Source organism: Azospirillum thiophilum (assembly GCF_001305595.1).
In the GTDB taxonomy this organism is placed as follows: domain Bacteria; phylum Pseudomonadota; class Alphaproteobacteria; order Azospirillales; family Azospirillaceae; genus Azospirillum; species Azospirillum thiophilum.
The window spans coordinates 2,895,114-2,916,069 of sequence record NZ_CP012401.1 but is presented as its reverse complement, the minus strand read 5'-3'; the positions used below and the strand labels follow the sequence as shown (position 1 = coordinate 2,916,069).

The window sequence follows — 20,956 nt, the reverse complement described above, 5'->3', positions numbered from 1 at the left end:
CCATTTCACTTATTGGTCAAGCCGACAAACAGTCCCGCAATCGGGGCAATGCTCCGATCGGGCCGATGCTCCAATCGGATAATGTCACGGATGGAGCGGCAGGCGCAGGGGGCCCGGCCCCCTGGCCGGGCAGGGCGGACGTTCAGCCGACGGCGCCGTTCACCGGACGCTCGGCCTTCATGCGCAATTCCTTCAGATGGTCGCCGAAGGCGCGCAGCACCGGCATGATGCGCTGGGTCTGGTCGGCGGTGACGTGGGCGTCGGTCTTCAACACGATGGTCGGCGCCTCGCCCATCAGGCGCTTGGCCCGCATCGGGCCGACCTTGTCGTCGAGGAACATGGCCATGCCCATCAGGATGCCCAGCGTCACATCGTCCGGGGCCTTGGGCAGGGCCAGGATGTCATGCAGTTCGTTCATCAGCGTGTAGGCGACGATTGAGGTGCGTTCGATGGTGTCGACGTCGGCAGCCATGGGCATCGGGCGGGTCCTCGGGAAACGTTCGGGGAAACGTTGCGGGTGAGACGCTGGCGGGTGACGCGGCCGGGCGTCCCTGAGGGAACCGGCACTTGCGAAATCCGTCGAGTCCCGAGGGTAATCGTCATTTTATAACCAAAGTGTTAACCATGCGACACTCCGAGTCGCCCGAGTCGCTTTTTTCGAGTCGCAATCCTGCGTTCCTACCGTTTCCCGCCGCTGCGCGTCCTGGTCGAAAGCGACAGCTCAGCAACCTCCTCTCGCGCGGTGCTGACCAGGCCGGCAGACTGAACGATGTCGCGGTTGAAGGGATGATGGGTGCGCGCGTAGACGCTGTGGATCTTCACCACGTAATCCTTGGTCTCGCGGTAGGGTGGGACGCCCTTGTACTGCAGCACCGCCCCTTCCCCGGCGTTGTAGCCGGCCAGCGCATGGGTGACGTTGCCGTCGAAATAGGCCAGCAGCCAGCGCAGGTACTTCATGCCGCCGCGCAGGTTCTGTTCGGCGTCGAAGGCGTTGGTGACGCCGAAGCGCTCCGCCGTCTCGGGGATCAGCTGCATCAGCCCCATGGCGTTCTTGTTCGACACCACGTCGACGCGGTATCCGGATTCCACCGCGATCACCGCCAGCACCAGCTCGGGGTCGAGCCCGTAGGTCGGCGCCATCTTCTGCACCATGGCGCGGATCTCCGCCGGGGGCTTGCGGATCACGCCCCAGCGGGCATCGGGCGGCTCGCAGCGGTCGGGCGTCTTCACGCTGCCGGTCACGCTGCCGACCAGCCGCTCCGCCGGTTCGCTGCCCAGCGACGCCGCCTTGCGCAGCCATGCCCGGCCGAGATCGGCATCCTTGGCGACACCGCCTTGCCCGGCCATGTGCATGCGTCCGGCCATCAGCGCGGCGTCGGCATAGTCCTGGCGGGCGGCCCGGCAGTAGAGCGACAGCGCCATCCGCGGATCGGCCTTCACGCCGTCCGCGCGTTCGTAATGTTGCGCCAATTCATACTGGGCGCGGGAACTGCCCTTGCCGGCCAGCGCCTCCAGCGCGGCGACGGTCTGCTCGGCGATGCCGGCCCGGGCGGGAGCGGTCGCCAGCAGGCCTGGCAGCAGAACCGCGGCGGCCAGCGCAAGCATGCGCGCAGGGTGGGGCCCGATCCGGTGGCTGGGTCCTATGATTGTCGGAATAACCAGCCCGGATGCTGTACCGCAAAGGGTCGTATGGCCTTCCACGTGCCCCCCCTGTATGATTTTCTTGAATCGATCGGGGACCTTCAAAAGGTCATGCCTAGGAAAAAGGTCAGTGGCCAAGTGCTGATCGGAGTTCGCCGGGGGGATGCCGTTGTGTGTCCGGTATTGCCTGCGAGGGGTGTCGGCATACACCGAAACGGAAATTCGAACGCCCCGTAATGCGTTGCCGTAACTGTTTGATCCGGCGCCACCAATAAGAAATCCATAGACCGATCGACGGATGTCGCTCGGTCTTTTTGTTTTCATTCTGGTCATGCGTCCTCCAATCGTGTTGGAGAGATAACGAAAGACCGTATTTTTATCCAACACCCGAACGGCGACGGCGGCGGGATACACGGGGTACTCTGGGGGTGCTCTGTCGCCGTTGTATGACCTACTAGCCTTTTTCCCAACTGGTAGCCGGTTTGCCCGCTCATTACGTAGGGATCGGGCCAGACAATCGGCTGCAAATTCGACGACCCCGGGTATTGGAAGAAATTCCTTGTTCTGGGCCGTTGCGCCGGAGGCCCCGGCAACGCCCGGGGGACCATGAGGTCGCCTGCGTTTCCGCGGCGAACGGCATTGAAGGAGGCATCGTTTCACCGATGGCGAACCACGTCGCGACCACCTTGAGCCACCGAATGGGCGGCCCGGCACGGATCGAGCCGGCAGCCTTCGGCGCCGGGGCCGTCGGCCGGACCCGTTCGGACCGCGCGCCGGCGTTCATCTCTGACCACAACACCACCGATGCCGGCAGCGGCCACGCCGTTCTCGATGGCGGGCACGATGCCAAGGCCCAGACGGAGACCCATTTGACCGCTCATGCGGAGGCCATTCCGGTCGATGCCGACACCGATGCAGACGGTTGCGCCGCCCCTGTGGAGGGAGCCGCCCCTGCGGAGGAGGAGTTCCGTCCCGATCCCAACGCACCGCCCGACCCGGCGGTGATCCGTCAGATCGAGGAGGAAATCCCGCGTCTTCGCCGTTTTGCCCGCGCCATGGTGCGCGACGCGACGCTGGCGGACGATCTGGTGCAGGAATGCCTGGAGCGTGCGCTGTCGCGCCTGCATCTCTGGCGTCCAGGCACCAATCTGCGGGCCTGGCTGTTCACCATCCTGCGCAACCTGCACATCAACGGCGTCCGCCGCCGCCAGCCGGTGGTCGACATCGATGCCGAGGCGCAGGCCGCCATCGGGGCCGCTCCGGGATCGCAGTTCGTGCGGATGGAGTTGCGCGACCTGCGCCGCGCGCTTGCCTTGCTGCCCAACGAGCAGCGCGAGGTGGTGCTGTTGATCGGGCTGGAAGGGATTTCATACAACGAGGCGGCCGACATCCTCGGCATCTCGATCGGCACCGTGAAGTCGCGCCTGTCGCGCGGACGCCGCGCGCTGCGCCTGCTGATGGAGGGCAGGAATCCCGCCGACGACGCCGATTCCTGATCGCGGGCGGACCTTCGCCTGACCATGAATTACGGGGTGTCCGGTTGCCGGACGCCCCGTTTTCCTGTGCGCGCAGAGAGCGCAATCCCCGGACGGAACGCCGGCAAAAAGAATGGCGGCGCCCGTCTGGACGCCGCCGGAGGCGGGGACAATCCAGGCAGGATCCGGACCGGTCGGGCCGGATCCATCGCCTGGGGAGGAGAGACGCAACGTAAGGAGATACTGCAATCAACCGGGCGGTCCGCCGATGGTTCCCGCCCGGTCGTGCCGCGGCCTCGCGGCCCCGGGCTACCGTCGTCGGACCAGACCCATGATCAGGCTGATGGCGAACAGCACCAGGAACAGGAAGAACAGGATCTGCGCGATGCCGGAACTGGCCGACGCGATCCCGCCGAACCCGAGCGCGCCGGCAATCAGCGCAACGACGAAGAAAACCAGAGCCCAATAGAGCATCGTACCCTCCCTCGCTCGGCCCCTCGCTCGGCCGAAGATCCGAACAGGATTCCGGGCGTCGCGCATGAGACCAGTTGTGGCAGTGCCCGCCGTTCCGTCGTCTCCGTCCTCCTGCCCCGGCAAGTCGGGCCAAGGTGACGGCAAGCACAGCCGGTGCGGCGGCATTCGAAGATCAGAACAACGATGTGGGCGCGATGTTCCCGAATTCGGGTTCGACGATGTCCATTCGGTGGTCATTCGGCATGTCTGCAACAACCGGCCGGCTGGCGCGTTGTCCTTCTCTCGAGGGGCCGATGACATCGCGATGTCACTGCGCCAGTGATGGCCCCCGGCGGCGGACTCGCGGCTGCAAGGAGGATGAGGACATGAAGAGCATGCTTTGCCTGACGGTGCTCGCCGCATCGCTGGCCGGTCTGGCCGCGCCAGCAGCGATGGCCGAGGGCAGCCGGACCTATAGCGGCGGCCACTCCGGCAGCACCGGCGGTGCACCGATGGCAGCGACGGGTTCGTCGGAGACGCGGCACCGGCAGGATGCCGGCATCGCCGCGCGCCGCGGTCCGGGGCAGAAGCCGGTGGAACTGCAGCAGACCACGCTGCTGAACCAGCTCAGCGCCGCGGGCTATGTGACGGTCCGTGACTTCCGCAAGGATGGCGACCGCTATGTCGCCAGCGCGATGGATGGTCAGGGCCGGTGGACGACCGTGGTCCTCGATCCGCGGGACTCCACCACTTCACCCGGCATGGCGTCCGGCCCGATCTCCGGCCGTTGACCGTCACTCCCTCAGTCGCTGCCCCACAGACGCGACCATGTGCCGGCGAGGCGGCCGACGCCTCCCGGCACCCGCAGGTCGTAGAGGGGCAGGGGCTGCACCAGGCGCTGCCCGGCGTCGCGTCCCAGGGTGCGGACCGCGGTCTCCACCGTGCCGCCGGCCGGCAGCCAGCCCGACGCGGCGATCGGGACCACCAGCGACAGGCCCCAGTCCATGCGCCCGCCGAACCGGCTCTGGCCGCCGTCCGGTCCTTCGGTCCAGGTGGCGTGGGCGGTCAGGCCGATCCCGCCGTCGAAGCGCCGCATCACCTCGACCGTCCCGCCCCAGTCGCCGCCGAGATAGCGCCCCAGCCGCAGGGCCGTCGTGGTGCCGGCCCCCGGCGCCTCCCAATAGAGGCTGGCATGGCCGGTGCTGAGGCCGTCGCCGCGCCCATCACCGCGGCCGATGCCGAACACGTCCTCCGGCCGCCGCTTCCACACCCGGTTGAGGTCGAGGCCCAGTGCCCAGCGTGCGGCCAGCGGCTGATACAGCGCCTCTGCCCCGACGCCGCCATACATCTCCTCCGGAAGGCCGGCGGACAGCCGGGTGGTCAACCCGTCGGCCGGCGCGGCGAGCCAGGCGGCATAGGCATGGTCGAGCGACAGTGGACGCCCGGCATAGCGCGGCAGGTCGCTGCGCACCGGCTGCGCCGCCGGCAGGGCGTTGGTGTCGAGGAAACCCGTATCGTCGGCGGTGCCGGCGCGCAGCCCGGCGCCCAGCACCAGCCCGCGCAGCGGCTCGGCCCGCAGCATCACGTCGGCATAGCTGCGCTGGGCCAGCGCCGTTCCCAGTTCCGCCAGATCGACGGCGGCGACCAGACGGGTCGAGACGTCGAGCCGCGGGCGCCAGTCCGGCGGCAGGCCGGCTGACGGCTCCAGCGTCGCGGTCCGCCAAATCTCCTCCGCGCTGCCGCGGTGGCCGGCGGCGCGCTCCAGGTCGCGGCGCTGCAGGGTGACGGCGGCGGCGTCCAGCCCGGCGGCGCCGGTGACGATGCGCAGCCGCTCCACCTGCGGCGGAGCGAGGTCGGCCAGCAACCGGGCCGCATCGCCCACCTCGCGCGCCAGCGGCAGCGGGCCGGCGCCGGCCGGGTCGAGCCACAGCGTCGCCATGTCGCCCTCGACGCGGATGGTGCGGGCGGGCAGGCCGCGGGTGCGTGCCACCAGCGCGATGGCGTCGGCCGGCAATGCCGTTCCGTCCGACGGTCGCGGCCCGATCGCCGGCGATGGGCGTTGCGGTCGGCCGGCATCCGCTGCCGGGCCGGAGGCTGACCCGTTGGAGGCCGGGTCGAAGCGCACCGACAGCCGCAGCATGACGCGCCGCCCCTGTTCAAAGGCGACCCCGGCATCCGCCCAGGACACCGGCCGCCAGGACAGGCCGAGGCTGTAGCGGCTGCCGGGATCGAACCCTGGCTCGTCCTGCCGCTGGGCGCGGAAGCGGTCGCCGGAGGATTCCAGCTTGAGGCTCAGACCCTCCAGCGGTCCCAAGGCCGGCATGTGCCATTCCGCCCCGCCGAACAGCGCCACCCGCTCGCCGCCGAACCAGGCCCCCGGCCCGCGCCGGGTCGGCCAAGCCGACGGGTCGCGGTCGCGGTGGAACCGGCCGCCCAGGAAGCGCAGCGGGTTGCGCAGGTGCCCAGCCTCCCCCAGCGTTCCCCATCCCATGCCGATGGTCAGGTCCACATCCCACCAGCGCCGCGACAGGGCGATATATTCCCCGGCGAAGCGGCCCTTGCCCGGCAGATCCAGCCCCGACCCGGTGACGTCGCGTCCGCCGACCACCAGCGCCGGGCCATCCTCGCCCTCCCGGCGCAGGCGGACCTTCAGGTCGAGCCCCGGCTCGGTCAGGCCGTAATAACCGGGATAGGCGCTGTTGCGCGCGGTGACCTCCAGCCAGGGCAGCGCCTGGGCCGAGACCGTGAGGTGGCGGTGCAGGTCACCGAGCGCGGTCAGCCCGCCGCTCATCGATCCGTCGGGCGCCATCCGCGCCGTCGGCATCTGCAACAGCCCGACGCCGCCCCAGTCGGAAAGGCTGAAGCGCGTGTCATCGGCGAGGGCCGGAGCGGCGGCAAGAAGGACGAGGGCTGCGATCTTATACACGCGGCAATCGCGAAGAATCGGAAGTTTCGACCGATCCTTCGCGATCATTGCACGCAAATGCAACCAAAAAAAGAATCCGTTGCGGAAGCCCGCGCCGGCCCGGTCCTCAGGAAGCGCCGGTCACGGCGCCTCGACGACCTCGAAATCATGGGTGATGGCCGCGCTCTGGCCGAGCATGATCGAGGCGGAGCAGTATTTCTCGGCCGACAGGGCGATGGCGCGCTCCACCTTGGCCGGGTCGAGCTTGCGGCCGGTGACGGTGAAATGGACGTGGATCTTGGTGAAGACCTTCGGGTCGGTCTCCGCCCGTTCGGCCTCGATGGCGGCGACGCAGTCGGTGATCTGCTGGCGGCCCTTTTCCAGGATCATGACCACGTCGAAGCAGGTGCAGCCGCCCATGCCGATCAGCAGCATCTCCATCGGGCGGACGCCCGCGTTGCGGCCTCCGGCCTCCGGCGCACCGTCCATCACCACGGCGTGGCCGCTGCCGGATTCGCCGACGAACATCTTGCCGTCCACCCAGGTGACGCGCGCCTTCATGACCATTTCCTTCGTTCACGGTTGATGCGAGTGACCGCGCGAAGCTAGGCGCCGCGGCGGATCGGCGCAAGAGGGGCGCAAGAGGGGCGCAAGGGCGGCGGCGGCGCGGCGAACCATAGGACGGGGCTTGCCCGGCGGCGGCGGCGCTTCCAGACTTGGGGCGTTGCACTGCGAGATCTCGGAAGACGAGGCTGCCCACCATGCCGCATGGCGATCATCATCATGGCCATCATCACGGCCCGCATCAGGGGCATCATCACGGGCCGGCCAACCCGTCCGGCACCTACGACCGTTCCTTCGCGCTGGGGGCGCTGCTGAACATCGGGTTCGTGGTGGTGGAGGCGGTCTATGGGGTGCTCGCCAATTCCACCGCGCTGCTGGCCGACGCGGGGCACAATCTCAGCGACGTGATGGGGCTGCTGCTGGCCTGGGGAGCGGTGTGGCTGGGGCGCCGGCTGCCGAAGGGGCGCTACACCTACGGCTTCGGCTATGCCTCGATCCTGGCGTCTCTTCTGAACGCGACGATCCTGCTGATCGCGGTCGGCGCCATCCTGATGGAGGCGGCGAACCGGCTGGCCGCGCCGGAACCGGTGGCGGAATCGACGGTGATGGCGGTCGCGGTCGTCGGCATCGTCATCAACACATGGACCGCCTGGCTGTTCATGGGCGGGCAGAAGCACGACATCAACCTGCGCGGCGCCTATCTGCACATGGCGGCCGACGCCGCGGTGTCGCTGGGCGTGGTTGTGGCGGCGCTGGCGATCGGCGTCACCGGCTGGCTGTGGCTGGATCCGGCGACCAGCATCGCCATCGCGCTGGTGATCGTCGCCGGCACCTGGGGCCTGCTGCGCGATTCGGTGCGTCTGGCGATGCACGCGGTGCCGGAGGGCATCGACCCGGCGGGGGTGGAGCGCTATCTGGCCGGGCTGCCCGGCGTCGCCGCGGTGCATGACCTGCACATCTGGCCGATCAGCACGACCGAAACCGCGCTGACCGCCCATCTCGTCCGCCCGGGCATGAACCAGGACGACGCGCTGCTGCTGGAGATAGCGTCGGCGCTGAAGGACCGCTTCGGCATCGGCCACGCCACCATCCAGGTGGAACATGACGGCAGTTGCTGCCGCCTTGCCCCGGCGGACGTGGTCTGACCGGCCGAAGCTGACAGAAGGCGTCAGGCCTGTTCGCGGGCGAGGCGGCGGGCGTTGGCGCGGACCTTGCGGTAGGCGGGGTTCAGGCCCGCGGCGGTCAGGGCGGCCGTCGCCTCGATCAGGCGCAGGTTGGCATGGATGCCGGCGTCCATCGCATCGGCCAGCAGCCGCTGCTGCACGTCGACGATCTCCACCGGGTTCTTGCAGGCGGCGAGGCCGCCGATGGTGACGGCCGCCGCCTGGGCCTGCTTGGTCACCATGGTGAACCAGGCCTGCCCGAACTCGCCGATCCCGGTGGCGACCGCGTGAAAGGCCTCCACCGCCGCCTCGACCTTCTCGGAGCCCATGCGGATGAATTCCGGATTGGCGAAGTCGATCGGGTTGGACATGGCGGCCGCCATCATCGCGGTGCGATAACCGATGGTCTGTGCGGCCGCGACGCCCATCTCGTTGCTGCGCATGCCGGTCTTGGTGAACTGGCCCGCCACCGCAAGAAGCCGGTCGGTGGGGTGGCCGTTGCCGGCGTTGGAAGATGCCATGGGCGTAGCCTCGCTCTCGTCTTGTTGCCGGAACCTGGAAGACGACGCCGGTGCCGTGGGTGACGGCGCCGGCGCGGTGGTGTCAGCCTCAACGCTGCACTGCAGCATAAGGTTCCGGTACGATCTTTACGCCTCGGCAAGCGCGCGGTCGAGATCTTCGATGATGTCCTGGGGATCCTCGAGACCAACGGACAGGCGGAGCAGGCCGGGCTCGATCCGGGCGGCGGCCTTTTCCTCGTCCGTCAGCTTGGAATGGGTGGTGGTGGCGGGGTGGGTGATCAGGCTCTTCGAATCGCCCAGATTGTTGGAGATCATCACCATCCGCAGGCCGTTCAGCGCGTTGAACGCCTCGGTCTTGCCGCCCTTCAGGAAGACCGACAGCATGTTGCCGCCGCCGGTCATCTGCTTGCGCACCAGATCGTACTGCGGATGGCTGGGCAGCAGCGGGTAGAGCACCTCGGCCACCTTGGGGTGGCCTTCCAGGAACTCGGCGACCTGCAGTGCGGCGGCCGACTGGGCGTGGACACGCAGTTCCAGCGTCTCCATGCCCTTCAGCAGCAGCCAGGCATTGAAGGGGGAGATGGTCGGGCCGGTGTGGCGCAGGAAGGGATGGATGACGTCCGCGCCGTATTTCCTGTCCTTGGCGAGGATGACGCCGCCCAGACAGCGGCCCTGCCCGTCGATGTGCTTGGTCGCCGAATAGATGACGACGTCGGCGCCGAACTCGAACGGGCGCTGGAGGACCGGGGTGGCGAAGGCGTTGTCGGCAATGACCACGGCGCCCGCCTTGTGGGCGAGCGCGCAGACCGCCTCCAGATCGACCACCTCCAGGCCGGGGTTCGACGGGGTTTCCAGGAACACCGCCTTGGTCGGCTTGGACAGCGCCTCTTCCCACTCCGCAAGGTTGGTGCCGTCGACGAACACCGACTCGATGCCGAAGCGGCTGCACAGCTCCTTGACGATCCAGTAGCAGGAGATGAAGAGGGAGCGCGGCGCCACCACCCGGTCACCGGTGCGCAGGCCGCTCATCAGCGCGCCATGCACCGCGGCCATGCCGCTGGAGGTGGCGTAGGCCCATTCGGCGCCCTCATACTCGGCCAGCCGGTCCTCGAACATCGCCGAGGTCGGGTTGCGGAAGCGCGAATAGACATGGCGCGAGCCGTCGTTGGCGAAGGCGTTCTCCGCCTCTTCCGCCGAGCCGTAGACGAAGCCGGAGGTCTGGTACAGCGCCTCGCAGGTCTCGTCGAACTGCGAGCGGCGGATGCCGCCATGGACCAGCTTGGACCGCGGGCGCAGCCCCGCGACGTTCGGATTGCGATGATCGGTGCGCGACATTCCGCAACTCTCCCCTGATGAACGCCGGTGGGGCGAGGCCGGCCGCAAACAAAAAACGCCCCGACCGTTCGGGTCGAGGCGCGGACGCGGCTCGGACCTTTTTAGCGGGTTGTTTTACGTGGCCCGCAAGCCGGTCGACCAAATCACCACGTGGAACCGCTTGTACGACCGGCTATGACCGTCGTCAAGAGGGGGAAACCATGCATCACGGGACGCTCTCTCCCCCGGCGGGAGAGGGGGGGCGGGTCAGCATCGCCTTCAAATCGTCCGGGCTGGCTCCGCCCAGCGTCACCGCCAGCGCGCCGAAGGCCGCGGCGCCGCTGGCAACCAGCAGAGCCAGCGCGGCGAAGCGCACCGCGGTCGTGGGCGCGGCCAGCCAGGGGGCCAGCAGCGCGTCGCCCAGCAGCAGCGCCGCCCCCATGCCCACCGCGGCGGCGGCGATGCGCGGGGCGCGGCGCGTCAGCCGCTCGTCCAGGTCGAACATCCCGCGCCGGCGCATCGCCGCCACCAGCAGCGCCACGTCCAGCCAGGCGGTCAGCCCGGTGGACAGCGCGATGCCGACATGGCCCAGCCACGGCATCAGCGCCAGCGCCAGCGCCGCGGTCGCCGCCGTGACGATGATGGCGACGCGCACCGGCGTCACCGTGTCGTGACGGGCGAAGAAGGCGGCGTTCAGCGACTTCACGATCACATAGGCGGGAATGCCGACCGCATAGGCGGCCAGCGCCATCGCCGTGGCGTGCGCCTCCTGCGGTCCGAAGGCGCCGCGTTCGAACAGCACGGCGACGATGGGCCGCCCGGCAAGCCCCAGCGCGACGGCGGCGGGCAGGCCGAGCAGCAGGCTGAACTCCAGGGCGCGGCTCAGATAGTGGCGGACCATCCGCTCGTCGCCGGCCGCGGCATGGCGGGCCAGCACCGGCAGCAGCGCCGTTCCGATGGCGATGCCGATGACGCCGAGCGGCATTTGGTTCAGCCGGTCGGCGTAATAGAGGAAGGACACCGCCCCCGACGGCAGCAGCGACGCCAGCACGATGTTCAGGAACAGGTTGACCTGCATGACGCCGGCCCCCAGCGCGCCCGGCCCGACCAGCCGGAACAGCCGCCGCACGCCGCCGGTCATCCGCGGCGCACGCAGGCGCAGGGCCACGCCTGCACCACGGCAGGCCCAGGCCATCCATCCGACCTGCACCGCACCCGACAGCGTGACCGCGGCGGCCATGGCGATGCCGGGCTCGAACCCCAGCCGCGGGGCGGTCAGCAATGCCGCGACCAGCGTCAGGTTGAAGGCGATGGGGGCGGCGGCGAAGGGGCCGAAGCGGTCCAGCGCGTTCAGCACGCCGCCCAGCAGAGCCACCAGCGAGATCAGCGCCAGATAGGGAAAGGTCAGCCGGGCCATGTCCACCGCCAGGGCGAACTTCGCCGGCTCGTCGGCGAAGCCGGGGGCGAGGCCGTGCATCAGCCAGGGCATGACGGTGACCGCGGCCAGGGTAAAGGGCAGCAGCACGGCCATCAGCATGGCCAGCGCCTCTTCCGCGAAGCGGATGGCGGCGGTCCGGCCGCGGGTTTGGAGTTCGGCGGCGAAGAGCGGGACGAAGGCGACGCCGAACGCACCCTCCGCGAACAGGCGGCGGAACAGGTTCGGCAGCTTCAGCGCGACGAAGAAGGCATCGGCGACCGGGCCGGCGCCCAGCACCGACGCGGTCAGGATGTCGCGGGCGAAACCGGCCAGCCGGCTAAGCAGGGTCAGGCCGCCGACGGTGGCGATGGCGCGGGCAAAGCTCATCGGCGCGGTATAGCCGGTGCCGGGGCATGCGGAAAGGCGGCTTTTGGACCTGCCCGCGAAAGGCGATGCCGCCGGCGTGATTCATTTGCGCAGGTTGTGCGCGGGGGTGGAGCGACATTGTTGCGCTGCCACTTTTCCGGTAACGTTCTTGCGCCGTCACCGCCGTTGCGGCATTCTTGCGTCGCCTGCCGCCCCCTGTCCGGCTTTCTCCGGCGGATGCGGCAGGCGGACGATCCACAGCGTTCGGGGAACACGTGAAGCGGGCGCTTTGGCTTTTTTCCGGGTTCGGCGGCCGCCTCGTCCTGCCGGCATTGGCGGTGGCGCTCGCCATCGCCGCGCTCTGGTGGATTCTGCTCGATCGCCTGGACCGGGAAGAGCGGCTGCTCGACCTGACCGCCCATGAGAAGACCGCCGTGCTAGCCCGTCTGGTGGAGGAGCATGCGATCTCGACCTTCCGCAGGGTCGACGACCTGCTGCTCGACCTGATCGCCAACACCGAACGCAACCGAGCGATGCGCCTGGATTCCCGCCGTGCCTTCGAAGAGGGGCTGGTGGTCGGCGTGCGCGTCTATGATTCCGGCGGGCTGCTGACCATGGGGGCGGGGCGCGCCACCTTCCAGGGCACCGTCACCGACCGGGACGAGTTCCGCATCGCCCGCGACGCTGCTCCGCGCGGGCTGGTGATCGGCGTCCCTTATGTCTCGTCGGAGACCCAGGATCTGCTGATCCCGGTGTCGCGGCGGCTGGAGGGCGAGGGCGGCTCCTTCACCGGCATCGCCGTCGCCGATATCCCGGCCGAAGCCTTCCAGCGCTATTACCGGGTGCTGGGGATGCCGCCCGACGGCTCCGCGACCTTGCTGCGGCCGGACGGAACGGTCATCGCCCGCAATGTCGGAGCGCTCGCGACCTCCGGGCGCGGCTTTGCCAATGCCGAGGTGTGGCAGGCGCTGAAACAGAGCCCGATCGGCCACATGCGCATGCGCAGCCCGGTGGACGGGGTGGAGCGCATCCTGGCCTACCGCTCGGCCCCGGACTATCCTGTGGTCGCCATCGTCGGCCTGTCGGTCGAGACGGTGTTCGGCCCCTGGCGCGACAATGCGCGCCTCTACATCGGCTGGGCGGTCGCCACCACGGTGGTGATCCTGCTGTTCGTCATCGCCTTCATCGTCGAGCTGCAATGGCGCCGGCATGCCGATCGCGCCTTGCGCGTCCGCAACCGGGCGCTGGGCTGGAGCAACGACGGCATCATGGTCGCCGACGCCACGCAGGCGGGCATGCCGATCGTTTATGTGAACCCGGCCCTGGAGCGGCTGCTCGGCACGCCATCCTCCGCCCTGATGGGCAGCGGCGCCCTGACCGCGCTGGAACGGGCGACCAGGGACCGGGCGGCCTTGCAGCCGTTGCGCGACGCCATCGTCGTCGGCCGCGACGCGCGGGTCGAGCTGTCCCGGGCCGGCGAGGGACCGGAGGGGGGGCGCTGCCTGGAATTGAGCGCCTCGCCGGTGCGCGACCACGACAACCGGCTGGTCAGCCTGATCGCCACCGTCCGCGACATCTCCGAGCACAAGCGCGCCCAGTCCGCCCTGACCGAGGCCCGGCGGGAGGCCGACCGCGCCAATATCGCCAAGTCGAAGTTCCTGGCGGCCGCCAGCCACGACCTGCGCCAGCCGGTGCAGTCGCTGATGCTGCTGATGGAGGTGCTGTCCAGCCGGGTCAGCGACGGGATGACGCGCAACGTGCTGGGCACCATGGACCGGGCGCTGGGTGCCTTGAAGATGCTCCTCGACGGGCTGCTCGACGTGTCCCGGCTGGAGGCCGGCGCCGTCGTGCCGGAGATGGAGGTCTTCGCCCTGACCGAGGTGATGGAGCGCGTCGCCGCCAACAGCCGGCCGGTCGCCATCCAGAAGGGGCTGCTGCTGCACATCGTGCCCTGCCGCGCCCATGTGCGCAGCGACCCGATGCTGCTTGGCCGCATCCTGCAGAATCTGGTGGAGAACGCGCTGCGCTACACCGACAGGGGGCGCATCCTGATCGGTTGCCGCCGCCGCGGCGGAACCCTGCGGATCGAGGTGTGGGACACCGGCATCGGCATCCCAGCCGACCAGCAGGAGGACATCTTCCAGGAGTTCGTCCAGGTCGGCAACGCCAGCCGCAACCGCGACCAGGGGCTTGGGCTCGGGCTGGCGGTGGTGCGACGGCTGTCGGTGATGCTCGGCCATCCGGTGACGGTGCGCTCCATCCCTGGTCATGGCTCGGTCTTTTCGGTGGAGGTGCCGCTGGCCCCGCCGCCGGCGGTGAAGGCCGTGGTGCAGGCCGCGGCCCCGCGTCCGGCCTTCGCCACCACGGTTCTGGTGATCGAGGATGACGGGATCGTCCGCGAGGGGCTGCGGGCCATGCTGGTCGAATGGGGCTACACGGTGCTGGCCGCGGAATCCTGCGCCGAGGCGCTCGACCTCGCCCACCGCGGGCCCGCGCCGGACCTGATCGTCGCCGACTACCGCCTGCGCGAGAGCCGGACCGGGACGGAGGCGATCCGGGAGGTCCGGCTGGCGCTGGGCCGCATCCTGCCGGGCATCCTTGTGACCGGCGACACCGCCCCCGCCCGCGCGCTGGAGGCCGAAGCCGGCAACTTCCGGGTCATGCACAAGCCGGTCATCGCCGCCGACCTGCGCCGTGCCGTGGCCGAGGCGCTGGAGCCGGCGGCGCGTGACCGCCAGACGGTTGCATGACAGCCGCCGGTGGCATGGCGGTCAGGGGATCAGCGCATCGAGGTCGAAATCCTGGGCGAAGGCGATCATCGCGCCGCAGGCGCTGGGCGAATTCACCCGCAGCACGCCGTTGCCGACCACGGTCGGGAACTTGCTCTTCTGCAGGGCCTGCTGCGTGCGGACCGGGTCGGCGACGCGCACCACGAAGCCGGCGACGAAGGGCGGCGGGGTGGCGAAGGCCGGATCGGCGGTCCAGGCCCAATGCAGCCGGTCGGGGGTGGCGACCAGCACGGGAACCTGACCATTGCCCGGCTGTGCCGGCTCCACCACACGGGCGGCGCCGCGGTCGCTCACCGTGCCGCCCAGCAGGCGGGCGAAGGCCGCGGCAACCGCGTCCGGGTCGGCGGCGGCGACCACCAGCGCTTCCAGCCCGGTCGCGCCGTTGGCGTGCTCCATCGCATCCGACCGCCAGACCAGTTCCGGCGTGTGGTGCTGGCACAGGAAGACACGGCCGGCCGGGGTGGCGGCAGGGTCGATCTGGGCGATGGTGAAGCTGGCGTCGCGCGTGCCCTCGGGAAGCGCGACCGGGCGGCCGAAATCGACCGGTTCGGCGCTCGGGAAACCCGCGGCGGCAAGCGGACCGGCGGCGGCGCGCGCATCGGGCGTCTTCAGGGCTATGGCGGCGATGCCCTCGCGCTGGCGCAGGAAAGCGCTGTAATGGGCGTTGACCGGCCGCTGCTCCTCGATGCCCAGCAGTTCCAGATAGGTGCCGGTCGGGAAGAGGACGGTGTGGTTGGCCGATTTCAGCTGGGTGTGATGGCCGCGTGGCGTCACCGTGAAGCCGAGCCGGCCGTAGGCGTCGCGCGCGGCGTCCAGGTCGCGGGTCGCGATGACCAGATGGTCCAATCCGGTGATGCCGTCGATGCTCATGGCGTCCTGCCGCTGTCGGGTTGTCGTGCCGTCAGCGATAGAGGAGCCGGCCGGCCGCGGCAAGGCCGAACCGGCCGGACCCGTTGGGCCCCAATCGTATGGGGGATCGTCGGGTCCGGCCCGCCCGGATCATAGCGCCTGCTGCAACTCCGGCACGGCCTTGAACAGGTCGGCGACGAGGCCGTAATCGGCGACCTGGAAGATCGGCGCCTCCTCGTCCTTGTTGATGGCGACGATCACCTTGCTGTCCTTCATGCCGGCCAGATGCTGGATCGCGCCCGAGATGCCGACGGCGATGTAGAGGTCCGGCGCCACGATCTTGCCGGTCTGGCCGACCTGATAGTCGTTCGGCACGAAGCCGGCATCGACGGCGGCACGGCTTGCACCCACCGCGGCGCCCAGCCTGTCGGCCAGCGCCTCCAGCAGCGGGAAATTATCGCCCGACTGCATGCCGCGCCCGCCCGACACGATGATGCGCGCGCTGGTCAGCTCCGGCCGCTCCGACTTCGACAGCTCGGCCGAGACGAAGCCCGACAGGCCGGGGTCGGCCACGGCGGCGACGGGCTCGATCGGGGCGCTTCCGCCGGAGCCTGCCGCCTCGAAGGCGGTGGTGCGGACGGTGAGGATCTTCACCGGGTCGGCGGACTGCACGGTGGCGATGGCGTTGCCGGCATAGATCGGCCGCTCGAAGCTGTCGGCCGAGACCACCGCGGTGATGTCGGAGATCATCGCCACGTCGAGCAGCGCCGCGACCCGCGGCAGCACGTTCTTGCCCGTCGAAGTGGCGGCGGCGAGGATATGGCCGTAGCCGGGGGCGAGCGACACCAGCAGCGCCGCCAGCGGTTCGGCAAGGGCGTGCTCATAGGCGGCATCGTCGGCGACCAGCACCTTGGCGACACCGTCCAGCCTGGAGGCTGCGTCGGCGGCGGACGCGGCGTTGCGACCGGCGACCAGGACATGGATGCCGGTGCCGAGCTTGGCGGCGGCGGTCACCGCATGGGCGGTGGCGGGCTTGAGGGTCGCGTTGTCGTGGTCGGCGAGGATCAGGATGGGCATGGGGGTAGGTCCTTTGGTAACGGAGCTTAGCGGGTGGTGGAGTGTCGGTTGCGGATGCCCCCTCCCTAACCCTCCCCCGTTTCACGGGAGAGGGGACTGCCGCCGCTTCGCGAACAATTCACGCCGGCAAGCGTCCTACCCCCTCTCCCGCGGGAGCGGGGGAGGGATGGGGAGGGGGCAAACGGGACGACCACTCCCCTCAGATCACGCGCGCTTCGGTCTTCAGCTTGTCGACCAAGGCGGCGACGTCGGCCACCTTGACGCCGGCCTTGCGCTTGGGCGGCTCGACCACCTTCAAGGTCGTCAGCCGCGGCGTCACGTCGACGCCGAGCGCGTCGGGCGTGACCGTCTCCAGCGGCTTCTTCTTCGCCTTCATGATGTTGGGCAGCGAGGCGTAGCGCGGCTCGTTGAGGCGCAGATCGGCGGTGACCACCGCCGGCAGCGTGAGCGACACGACCTCCAGCCCGCCGTCGATCTCGCGCGTCACCGCGACCGTGCCCTCACCAGCGACGATCTTCGAGGCGAAGGTGCCCTGGCCCCAGCCGAGCAGCGCCGCCAGCATCTGGCCGGTCTGGTTGCAGTCGTCGTCGATCGCCTGCTTGCCGAGGATCACCAACCCCGGCGCTTCCTTCTCCACCAGCGCCTTCAGCAGCTTGGCGACCGCCAGCGGTTCGGTCGCCATGTCGGTCTGCACCAGGATGGCGCGGTCTGCACCCATGGCCAGCGCGGTGCGCAGGGTCTCCTGGGCCTGGGCCGTGCCGACCGACACCACGACGATCTCGGTCGCCGTGCCGGCCTCTTTCAGCCGCACCGCCTCTTCGACGGCGATCTCGTCGAAGGGGTTCATGCTCATCTTCACGTTGGCGGTCTCGACGCCGCTGCCATCCGCCTTCACGCGGATCTTCACGTTGTAGTCGACGACCCGCTTGACGGGCACCAGCAGCTTCATGACGGCGTTTCTCCTCTGGAATGGTGTTTTATTCCCGCCCCTTCAGGCGGCGGCCGGGCTTTGCCCGCGCAGGGCCGCGACCGCATCGGGAATGGGCGGGGAGGCGGTGGCGGTGCCCAGCGCGGCCAGCACCTCGGCCGGAGCGACGACCCCCGTGCTGCCGACGAAGGCGCCCTGGACGACCGCCAGCGCCGCCAGCCCACTCCGTGTTTCCATGCGGTGTTCGATGAAGATGTATTTCTCGTCCCAGCACAGCACCCGGCTGACCAGGGTGAAGCGCCGGAACGGCGGCAGCGGGCGGCGGTAGCGGATGGTGGCGCCGCCGAGCACCGGCTGCCAGCGGTTGTGCAGGATCGCCGGCCCCAGTCCGACGCGGATCATCAGGTCGGTCCGGCCCAGATCCATCACGCTGAAATAGCGCGCGTTGGTCATGTGCAGATTGATGTCGAGATCGGTCGGCCAGACCCGGAAGCGCAGGGTCGAGGGCGCGAGAAGCCCGGTGCGGCGGCCGCGCAGCGCGGCGAAGATGGCGGCGGTCATCACCGCCAGCAGGCGGAAGATCAGGGTCATGCCCGTACCCCCGCTCCACCGGTCGCTCCACCGGCCGCCCGGATGGCACCGGATGCCGCGTGCGGCGGCTGATGTCCTGGTCCCCTCATGCTCCGATCCTCGATTGCGGCCGGCCGGAGCGCGAAGGGGCGGGCCGGTCAGCTGTCCTTGTTGGTGTCGGCGGCGGCCGTCTTCAGCCCGGCCAGGGTGTTGGTGACCTGGTCCTCTATCTCGCGCAGTTCATGCACGGTGGCCTCCAGGTCTTCGCGCTGCTGGGCGAGGTCCTTCAGCCGCTTCTGCACCCGCTTCAACAGGTTCCGCTGCTGCTCGACCCCGCCATTCACGGTGTAGAGGTCGAGATATTCGCGGATTTCCGCCAGCGAGAATCCCAGCCGCTTGCCGCGCAGGATCAGCTTCAGCCGCGCACGGTCGCGCTTGGTGTAGACCCGGTTGTTGCCGACGCGGTTGGGCGCCAGGAGCCCCTTGACCTCGTAGAAGCGCAGGGCCCGCGGGGTGATGCCCAGCTCTTCCGCAAGCTGGTTGACCGTGTAGAGCTGTTCCATCCCTGGGAGAACCTTTTGTTCGCGTCCGGCACAATGCGCCTGCCGTTTGGTAGCACAGCTGCCGTGGCGTGATAAGGCTTCCCCTTAGGTCCGGCGGGATGGCGTGACACCGGGTCACCCTCCCTTCGAGGCGCCATCCTGCGCCAGCGCCCGCTGTGCCTCGGCCACCAGTTCCTTCTTCGACAGCTTGCCGACGGCCGTCTTGGGAAGCTCCTCGCGGAACTCGATGGCCGTCGGCATCTCGATGCGGGAAATCTTGTCGCGCAGGAAATCGCGCAACGCCTCCACCGACAGGGAGGAGCCCGGCTTCGCCTGCACGAAGGCCTTCGGCGTCTGGCCGCGGTAATCGTCGGGCAGGCCGATGACGCAGACCGCGACCACGTCCGGATGCTGGTAGATCGCCTCCTCGATCACGCGGGGATAGACGTTGTAGCCGCTGCAGATGATCAGATCCTTCAGCCGGTCGAGCAGGAAGACGTAGCCGTCCCCGTCCATCGTGCCGACGTCGCCGGTCAGCAGGAAGCCGTCGACCACCGTGCGGTCGCTTTCCTCCGCCCGGCCCCAATAGCCGGCCATGACGTTGGGGCCGGAGACCGCGACCTGTCCCTTGGCGCCGATGCCGAGCTTGCGCGACGGAACCTCCAGGTCGCGGATCTCGATGGCGATGCCGGGCAGCGGCAGGCCGATGGAGCCTTCCTTGTTGACCCCGTTCAGCGGGTTGGCGGCGCAGACCGGCGAGGCTTCCGACAGGCCGTACCCCTCGATCAGCACGCAGCCGGTCGCCGTCTCGAACTGGCGTTTCAGCTCGGTCGGCAGCGGCGCACCGCCGCTGATGCAATAGCGGATCGAGGTCATCGGATAGCGCGCGGCCCGCGGATGGCCCAGCAGCGCCTTGTACATGGTCGGCACGCCGGGGACGAGCGTCGGCTTGCGCCTGGCGATGGTCTTCAGCACCTGTTCGGTGTCGAAGCGCGGCAGCATGACCAGTTCGGCGCCGCAGGCCAGCCCCATGTTCAGCACCACCGTCATGGCGAAGACATGGAAGAAGGGCAGCACCGCCAGTACCCGTTCCTGTCCCAGCGCCACGTCGGGGAACCAGGCCAGCACCTGCCGGGCATTGGACAGCAGGTTGTGGTGGGTCAGCATGGCGCCCTTGGGCACGCCCGTGGTGCCGCCGGTGTATTGCAGCACCGCCACATCGCGCAGCCCGTCGATGCGCACCGGGCGCAGGCCGCCGCCGTTGGTCAGCAGGCCGTCGAAATCGATATGCCGGCCGTCGCGCGGCACCTCCGCGATCTCGCTGCGCTTCAGGACGCGGAACAGCGCGCCCTTCACTGCCGGCAGGATGGTCGGCATCCGGCAGACGACAATGCGTTTCAGCGGCGTGCGGTCCAGCATCGCGGCGACGCGCGGGTAGATCTGCTTCAGGTCCAGCGTCACCATGATCTCGGTCTGCGAGTCGGTGATCTGGTGCTCCAACTCGCGCTCGACATAGAGCGGGTTGTAGTTGACGACGGTGCCGCCGGCCTTCAGCACCGCAAAATAGGAGATGACGTAGGTCGGGCAGTTGGGCAGGCACAGGCCGACCCGAACCCCCGGCCCGACCCCCAGATCCTGGAAGCCGCGGGCGGCGCGGTTCACCAGATCCAGCACCTCGGCATAGCTGTAGCGGCGGCCCAGGAAGTCCAGGCAGGGGCGGTTGGCATGGCGGCCCGCCGCTTCCTCGAACAGCATGTGCAGCGGCATCGGCGCGAAGGACTGGTCCCAGGCGATGCCGGCCGGATAATGGGCCAGCCAAGGATGATCGGGCCAGGGATGATCAGGACCGGTATCGGCCGGCCGGGTGTCGGCGGTGTGCGGGTTGGCGCTCTGCGCAAGTGGCTCGGGCATGGATTCGCTCCCCTCGGCGGTGGCGCGTTCCGGATCACCTGTCGGCCGGCGTCTGAAACGCTTTCGTTATGACGTTGACGTAAACGTAATGTGCGCCTACTGTCAAGCCGGTCCTACGAACAATCATGAGGTTCCGCTTTCATGGTCGACGACATTCTCCAGGAAATGCGCAGCCGCAGCGCGGACCTGCGGGGACTGAACGCCTCCGTCCGCTTCCTGCTGGGCAAGGAAGGCGAGGTGATCCGGGTCGATGCCCGCGCCAATCCGATCGACATCAGCCGAGAGGACGCGGAAGCCGACTGCACCATTCGCATCTCGCCGGAAAACCTGTCGAAGTTGATCAAGGGCAAGCTGAACCCGATGCTGGCCTTCACCATGGGCAAGTTGAAGGTCGAGGGCTCGATGGGCGTGGCGATGAAGCTGGCCCAGTTGCTGGACGACTGAGCGGCCGGCAAGAGCCGCAGACCGACC

At 69.2% G+C, this 20,956-nt stretch carries 19 protein-coding genes and 1 riboswitch; of the genes, 5 read left to right on the top strand and 14 right to left on the bottom strand.

The annotated features are described in order from the left end of the window. Positions 1-142: 142 nt before the first annotated feature. Together AL072_RS13485 and AL072_RS13480 are read right to left on the bottom strand one after the other, a co-directional pair. The gene (locus AL072_RS13485) at positions 143-478 is read right to left on the bottom strand and encodes a hypothetical protein (RefSeq protein WP_045582123.1); all 336 of its coding nucleotides are present in this window, start codon (positions 476-478) and stop codon (positions 143-145) included. Between the two features lie 200 nt (positions 479-678). After that, positions 679-1,605, bottom strand: coding sequence for a lytic transglycosylase domain-containing protein (locus tag AL072_RS13480; RefSeq protein WP_144428213.1), 927 nt, complete (start codon positions 1,603-1,605; stop codon positions 679-681). Between the two features lie 698 nt (positions 1,606-2,303). Here AL072_RS13480 and AL072_RS35605 point away from each other — a divergent pair. Then, a complete protein-coding gene (locus tag AL072_RS35605; protein ID WP_245636693.1) occupies positions 2,304-3,137 on the top strand; it encodes an RNA polymerase sigma factor in 834 nt (277 codons plus the stop codon). A 288-nt stretch (positions 3,138-3,425) separates the two neighbouring features. Here the strand turns inward: AL072_RS35605 and AL072_RS33415 are convergent, their stop codons facing one another. After that, the gene (locus tag AL072_RS33415; protein ID WP_045582124.1) at positions 3,426-3,590 is read right to left on the bottom strand and encodes a DUF1328 domain-containing protein; all 165 of its coding nucleotides are present in this window, start codon (positions 3,588-3,590) and stop codon (positions 3,426-3,428) included. Between the two features lie 365 nt (positions 3,591-3,955). On the opposite strand from AL072_RS33415, the gene AL072_RS13470 reads away from it, so the two are divergent. Beyond that, entirely contained in the window at positions 3,956-4,360 is a 405-nt protein-coding gene (locus tag AL072_RS13470; RefSeq protein ID WP_045582125.1) for a PepSY domain-containing protein, read from the top strand. Positions 4,361-4,371: 11 nt separating this feature from the next. Here AL072_RS13470 and AL072_RS13465 read toward each other — a convergent pair whose 3' ends face one another. Together AL072_RS13465 and AL072_RS13460 are read right to left on the bottom strand one after the other, a co-directional pair. Next, the gene (locus AL072_RS13465; RefSeq protein ID WP_144428212.1) at positions 4,372-6,495 is read right to left on the bottom strand and encodes a YjbH domain-containing protein; all 2,124 of its coding nucleotides are present in this window, start codon (positions 6,493-6,495) and stop codon (positions 4,372-4,374) included. Positions 6,496-6,615: 120 nt separating this feature from the next. Then, positions 6,616-7,035: an OsmC family protein gene (locus AL072_RS13460; protein ID WP_045582679.1), complete on the bottom strand. Its 420-nt coding sequence runs from the start codon at positions 7,033-7,035 to the stop codon at positions 6,616-6,618. 200 nt (positions 7,036-7,235) lie between these two features. Between AL072_RS13460 and AL072_RS13455 the strand changes: the two genes are divergently transcribed. Continuing rightward, positions 7,236-8,183 (top strand): cation diffusion facilitator family transporter, encoded by a 948-nt coding sequence (locus AL072_RS13455; RefSeq protein WP_045582127.1) that lies wholly within the window; start codon positions 7,236-7,238, stop codon positions 8,181-8,183. A 23-nt stretch (positions 8,184-8,206) separates the two neighbouring features. Here the strand turns inward: AL072_RS13455 and AL072_RS13450 are convergent, their stop codons facing one another. The 3 genes from AL072_RS13450 to murJ all read right to left on the bottom strand — a co-directional run bounded on the left by AL072_RS13450 (position 8,207) and on the right by murJ (position 11,840). Next, a complete protein-coding gene (locus AL072_RS13450) occupies positions 8,207-8,722 on the bottom strand; it encodes a phasin family protein (RefSeq protein ID WP_045582128.1) in 516 nt (171 codons plus the stop codon). Between the two features lie 126 nt (positions 8,723-8,848). Beyond that, on the bottom strand, positions 8,849-10,057 hold the full coding sequence (gene metZ, locus AL072_RS13445) for an O-succinylhomoserine sulfhydrylase (protein WP_045582129.1): 1,209 nt from the start codon (positions 10,055-10,057) through the stop codon (positions 8,849-8,851). A gap of 80 nt (positions 10,058-10,137) precedes the next feature. Then, positions 10,138-10,217, bottom strand: a riboswitch (SAM riboswitch). 45 nt (positions 10,218-10,262) lie between these two features. Beyond that, positions 10,263-11,840, bottom strand: coding sequence for a murein biosynthesis integral membrane protein MurJ (gene murJ / locus AL072_RS13440; RefSeq protein ID WP_045582130.1), 1,578 nt, complete (start codon positions 11,838-11,840; stop codon positions 10,263-10,265). Positions 11,841-12,094: 254 nt separating this feature from the next. Here murJ and AL072_RS13435 point away from each other — a divergent pair, with 254 nt between their 5' ends. Beyond that, positions 12,095-14,569, top strand: coding sequence for a hybrid sensor histidine kinase/response regulator (locus AL072_RS13435; protein WP_045582131.1), 2,475 nt, complete (start codon positions 12,095-12,097; stop codon positions 14,567-14,569). A 21-nt stretch (positions 14,570-14,590) separates the two neighbouring features. Here the strand turns inward: AL072_RS13435 and AL072_RS13430 are convergent, their stop codons facing one another. From AL072_RS13430 to AL072_RS13405, 6 genes are all read right to left on the bottom strand, one after another. Further along, complete coding sequence (locus tag AL072_RS13430) at positions 14,591-15,478, bottom strand: VOC family protein (RefSeq protein WP_045582132.1); 888 nt, start codon at positions 15,476-15,478, stop codon at positions 14,591-14,593. A gap of 129 nt (positions 15,479-15,607) precedes the next feature. Continuing rightward, positions 15,608-16,534 (bottom strand): electron transfer flavoprotein subunit alpha/FixB family protein, encoded by a 927-nt coding sequence (locus AL072_RS13425; protein ID WP_045582133.1) that lies wholly within the window; start codon positions 16,532-16,534, stop codon positions 15,608-15,610. Positions 16,535-16,733: 199 nt separating this feature from the next. Continuing rightward, positions 16,734-17,483 carry an electron transfer flavoprotein subunit beta/FixA family protein gene (locus AL072_RS13420; RefSeq protein WP_045582134.1) on the bottom strand — a complete coding sequence of 250 codons (750 nt, stop codon included), beginning with the start codon at positions 17,481-17,483 and terminating at the stop codon, positions 16,734-16,736. Positions 17,484-17,525: 42 nt separating this feature from the next. Next, entirely contained in the window at positions 17,526-18,053 is a 528-nt protein-coding gene (locus tag AL072_RS13415) for a thioesterase family protein (protein ID WP_045582135.1), read from the bottom strand. 137 nt (positions 18,054-18,190) lie between these two features. Continuing rightward, positions 18,191-18,595: a MerR family transcriptional regulator gene (locus AL072_RS13410; protein WP_045582136.1), complete on the bottom strand. Its 405-nt coding sequence runs from the start codon at positions 18,593-18,595 to the stop codon at positions 18,191-18,193. A 114-nt stretch (positions 18,596-18,709) separates the two neighbouring features. Then, the gene (locus AL072_RS13405) at positions 18,710-20,485 is read right to left on the bottom strand and encodes a long-chain-fatty-acid--CoA ligase (RefSeq protein ID WP_045582137.1); all 1,776 of its coding nucleotides are present in this window, start codon (positions 20,483-20,485) and stop codon (positions 18,710-18,712) included. A gap of 141 nt (positions 20,486-20,626) precedes the next feature. Between AL072_RS13405 and AL072_RS13400 the strand changes: the two genes are divergently transcribed. Continuing rightward, a complete protein-coding gene (locus tag AL072_RS13400; protein WP_045582138.1) occupies positions 20,627-20,929 on the top strand; it encodes an SCP2 sterol-binding domain-containing protein in 303 nt (100 codons plus the stop codon). Positions 20,930-20,956: the final 27 nt, after the last annotated feature.

What these genes read in the sequence shown, in the direction of transcription:
- murJ (WP_045582130.1), bottom strand. Translation starts at nt 11,840, where the DNA reads ATGAGCTTTGCCCGCGCCATCGCCACCGTCGGCGGCCTGACCCTGCTT.
- AL072_RS13470 (WP_045582125.1), top strand. Translation starts at nt 3,956, where the DNA reads ATGAAGAGCATGCTTTGCCTGACGGTGCTCGCCGCATCGCTGGCCGGT.
- AL072_RS13410 (WP_045582136.1), bottom strand. Translation starts at nt 18,595, where the DNA reads ATGGAACAGCTCTACACGGTCAACCAGCTTGCGGAAGAGCTGGGCATC.
- metZ (WP_045582129.1), bottom strand. Translation starts at nt 10,057, where the DNA reads ATGTCGCGCACCGATCATCGCAATCCGAACGTCGCGGGGCTGCGCCCG.
- AL072_RS13400 (WP_045582138.1), top strand. Translation starts at nt 20,627, where the DNA reads ATGGTCGACGACATTCTCCAGGAAATGCGCAGCCGCAGCGCGGACCTG.
- AL072_RS35605 (WP_245636693.1), top strand. Translation starts at nt 2,304, where the DNA reads ATGGCGAACCACGTCGCGACCACCTTGAGCCACCGAATGGGCGGCCCG.
- AL072_RS13405 (WP_045582137.1), bottom strand. Translation starts at nt 20,485, where the DNA reads ATGCCCGAGCCACTTGCGCAGAGCGCCAACCCGCACACCGCCGACACC.
- AL072_RS13425 (WP_045582133.1), bottom strand. Translation starts at nt 16,534, where the DNA reads ATGCCCATCCTGATCCTCGCCGACCACGACAACGCGACCCTCAAGCCC.
- AL072_RS33415 (WP_045582124.1), bottom strand. Translation starts at nt 3,590, where the DNA reads ATGCTCTATTGGGCTCTGGTTTTCTTCGTCGTTGCGCTGATTGCCGGC.
- AL072_RS13420 (WP_045582134.1), bottom strand. Translation starts at nt 17,483, where the DNA reads ATGAAGCTGCTGGTGCCCGTCAAGCGGGTCGTCGACTACAACGTGAAG.
- AL072_RS13455 (WP_045582127.1), top strand. Translation starts at nt 7,236, where the DNA reads ATGCCGCATGGCGATCATCATCATGGCCATCATCACGGCCCGCATCAG.
- AL072_RS13430 (WP_045582132.1), bottom strand. Translation starts at nt 15,478, where the DNA reads ATGAGCATCGACGGCATCACCGGATTGGACCATCTGGTCATCGCGACC.
- AL072_RS13485 (WP_045582123.1), bottom strand. Translation starts at nt 478, where the DNA reads ATGCCCATGGCTGCCGACGTCGACACCATCGAACGCACCTCAATCGTC.
- AL072_RS13415 (WP_045582135.1), bottom strand. Translation starts at nt 18,053, where the DNA reads ATGACCCTGATCTTCCGCCTGCTGGCGGTGATGACCGCCGCCATCTTC.
- AL072_RS13480 (WP_144428213.1), bottom strand. Translation starts at nt 1,605, where the DNA reads ATGCTTGCGCTGGCCGCCGCGGTTCTGCTGCCAGGCCTGCTGGCGACC.
- AL072_RS13450 (WP_045582128.1), bottom strand. Translation starts at nt 8,722, where the DNA reads ATGGCATCTTCCAACGCCGGCAACGGCCACCCCACCGACCGGCTTCTT.
- AL072_RS13460 (WP_045582679.1), bottom strand. Translation starts at nt 7,035, where the DNA reads ATGAAGGCGCGCGTCACCTGGGTGGACGGCAAGATGTTCGTCGGCGAA.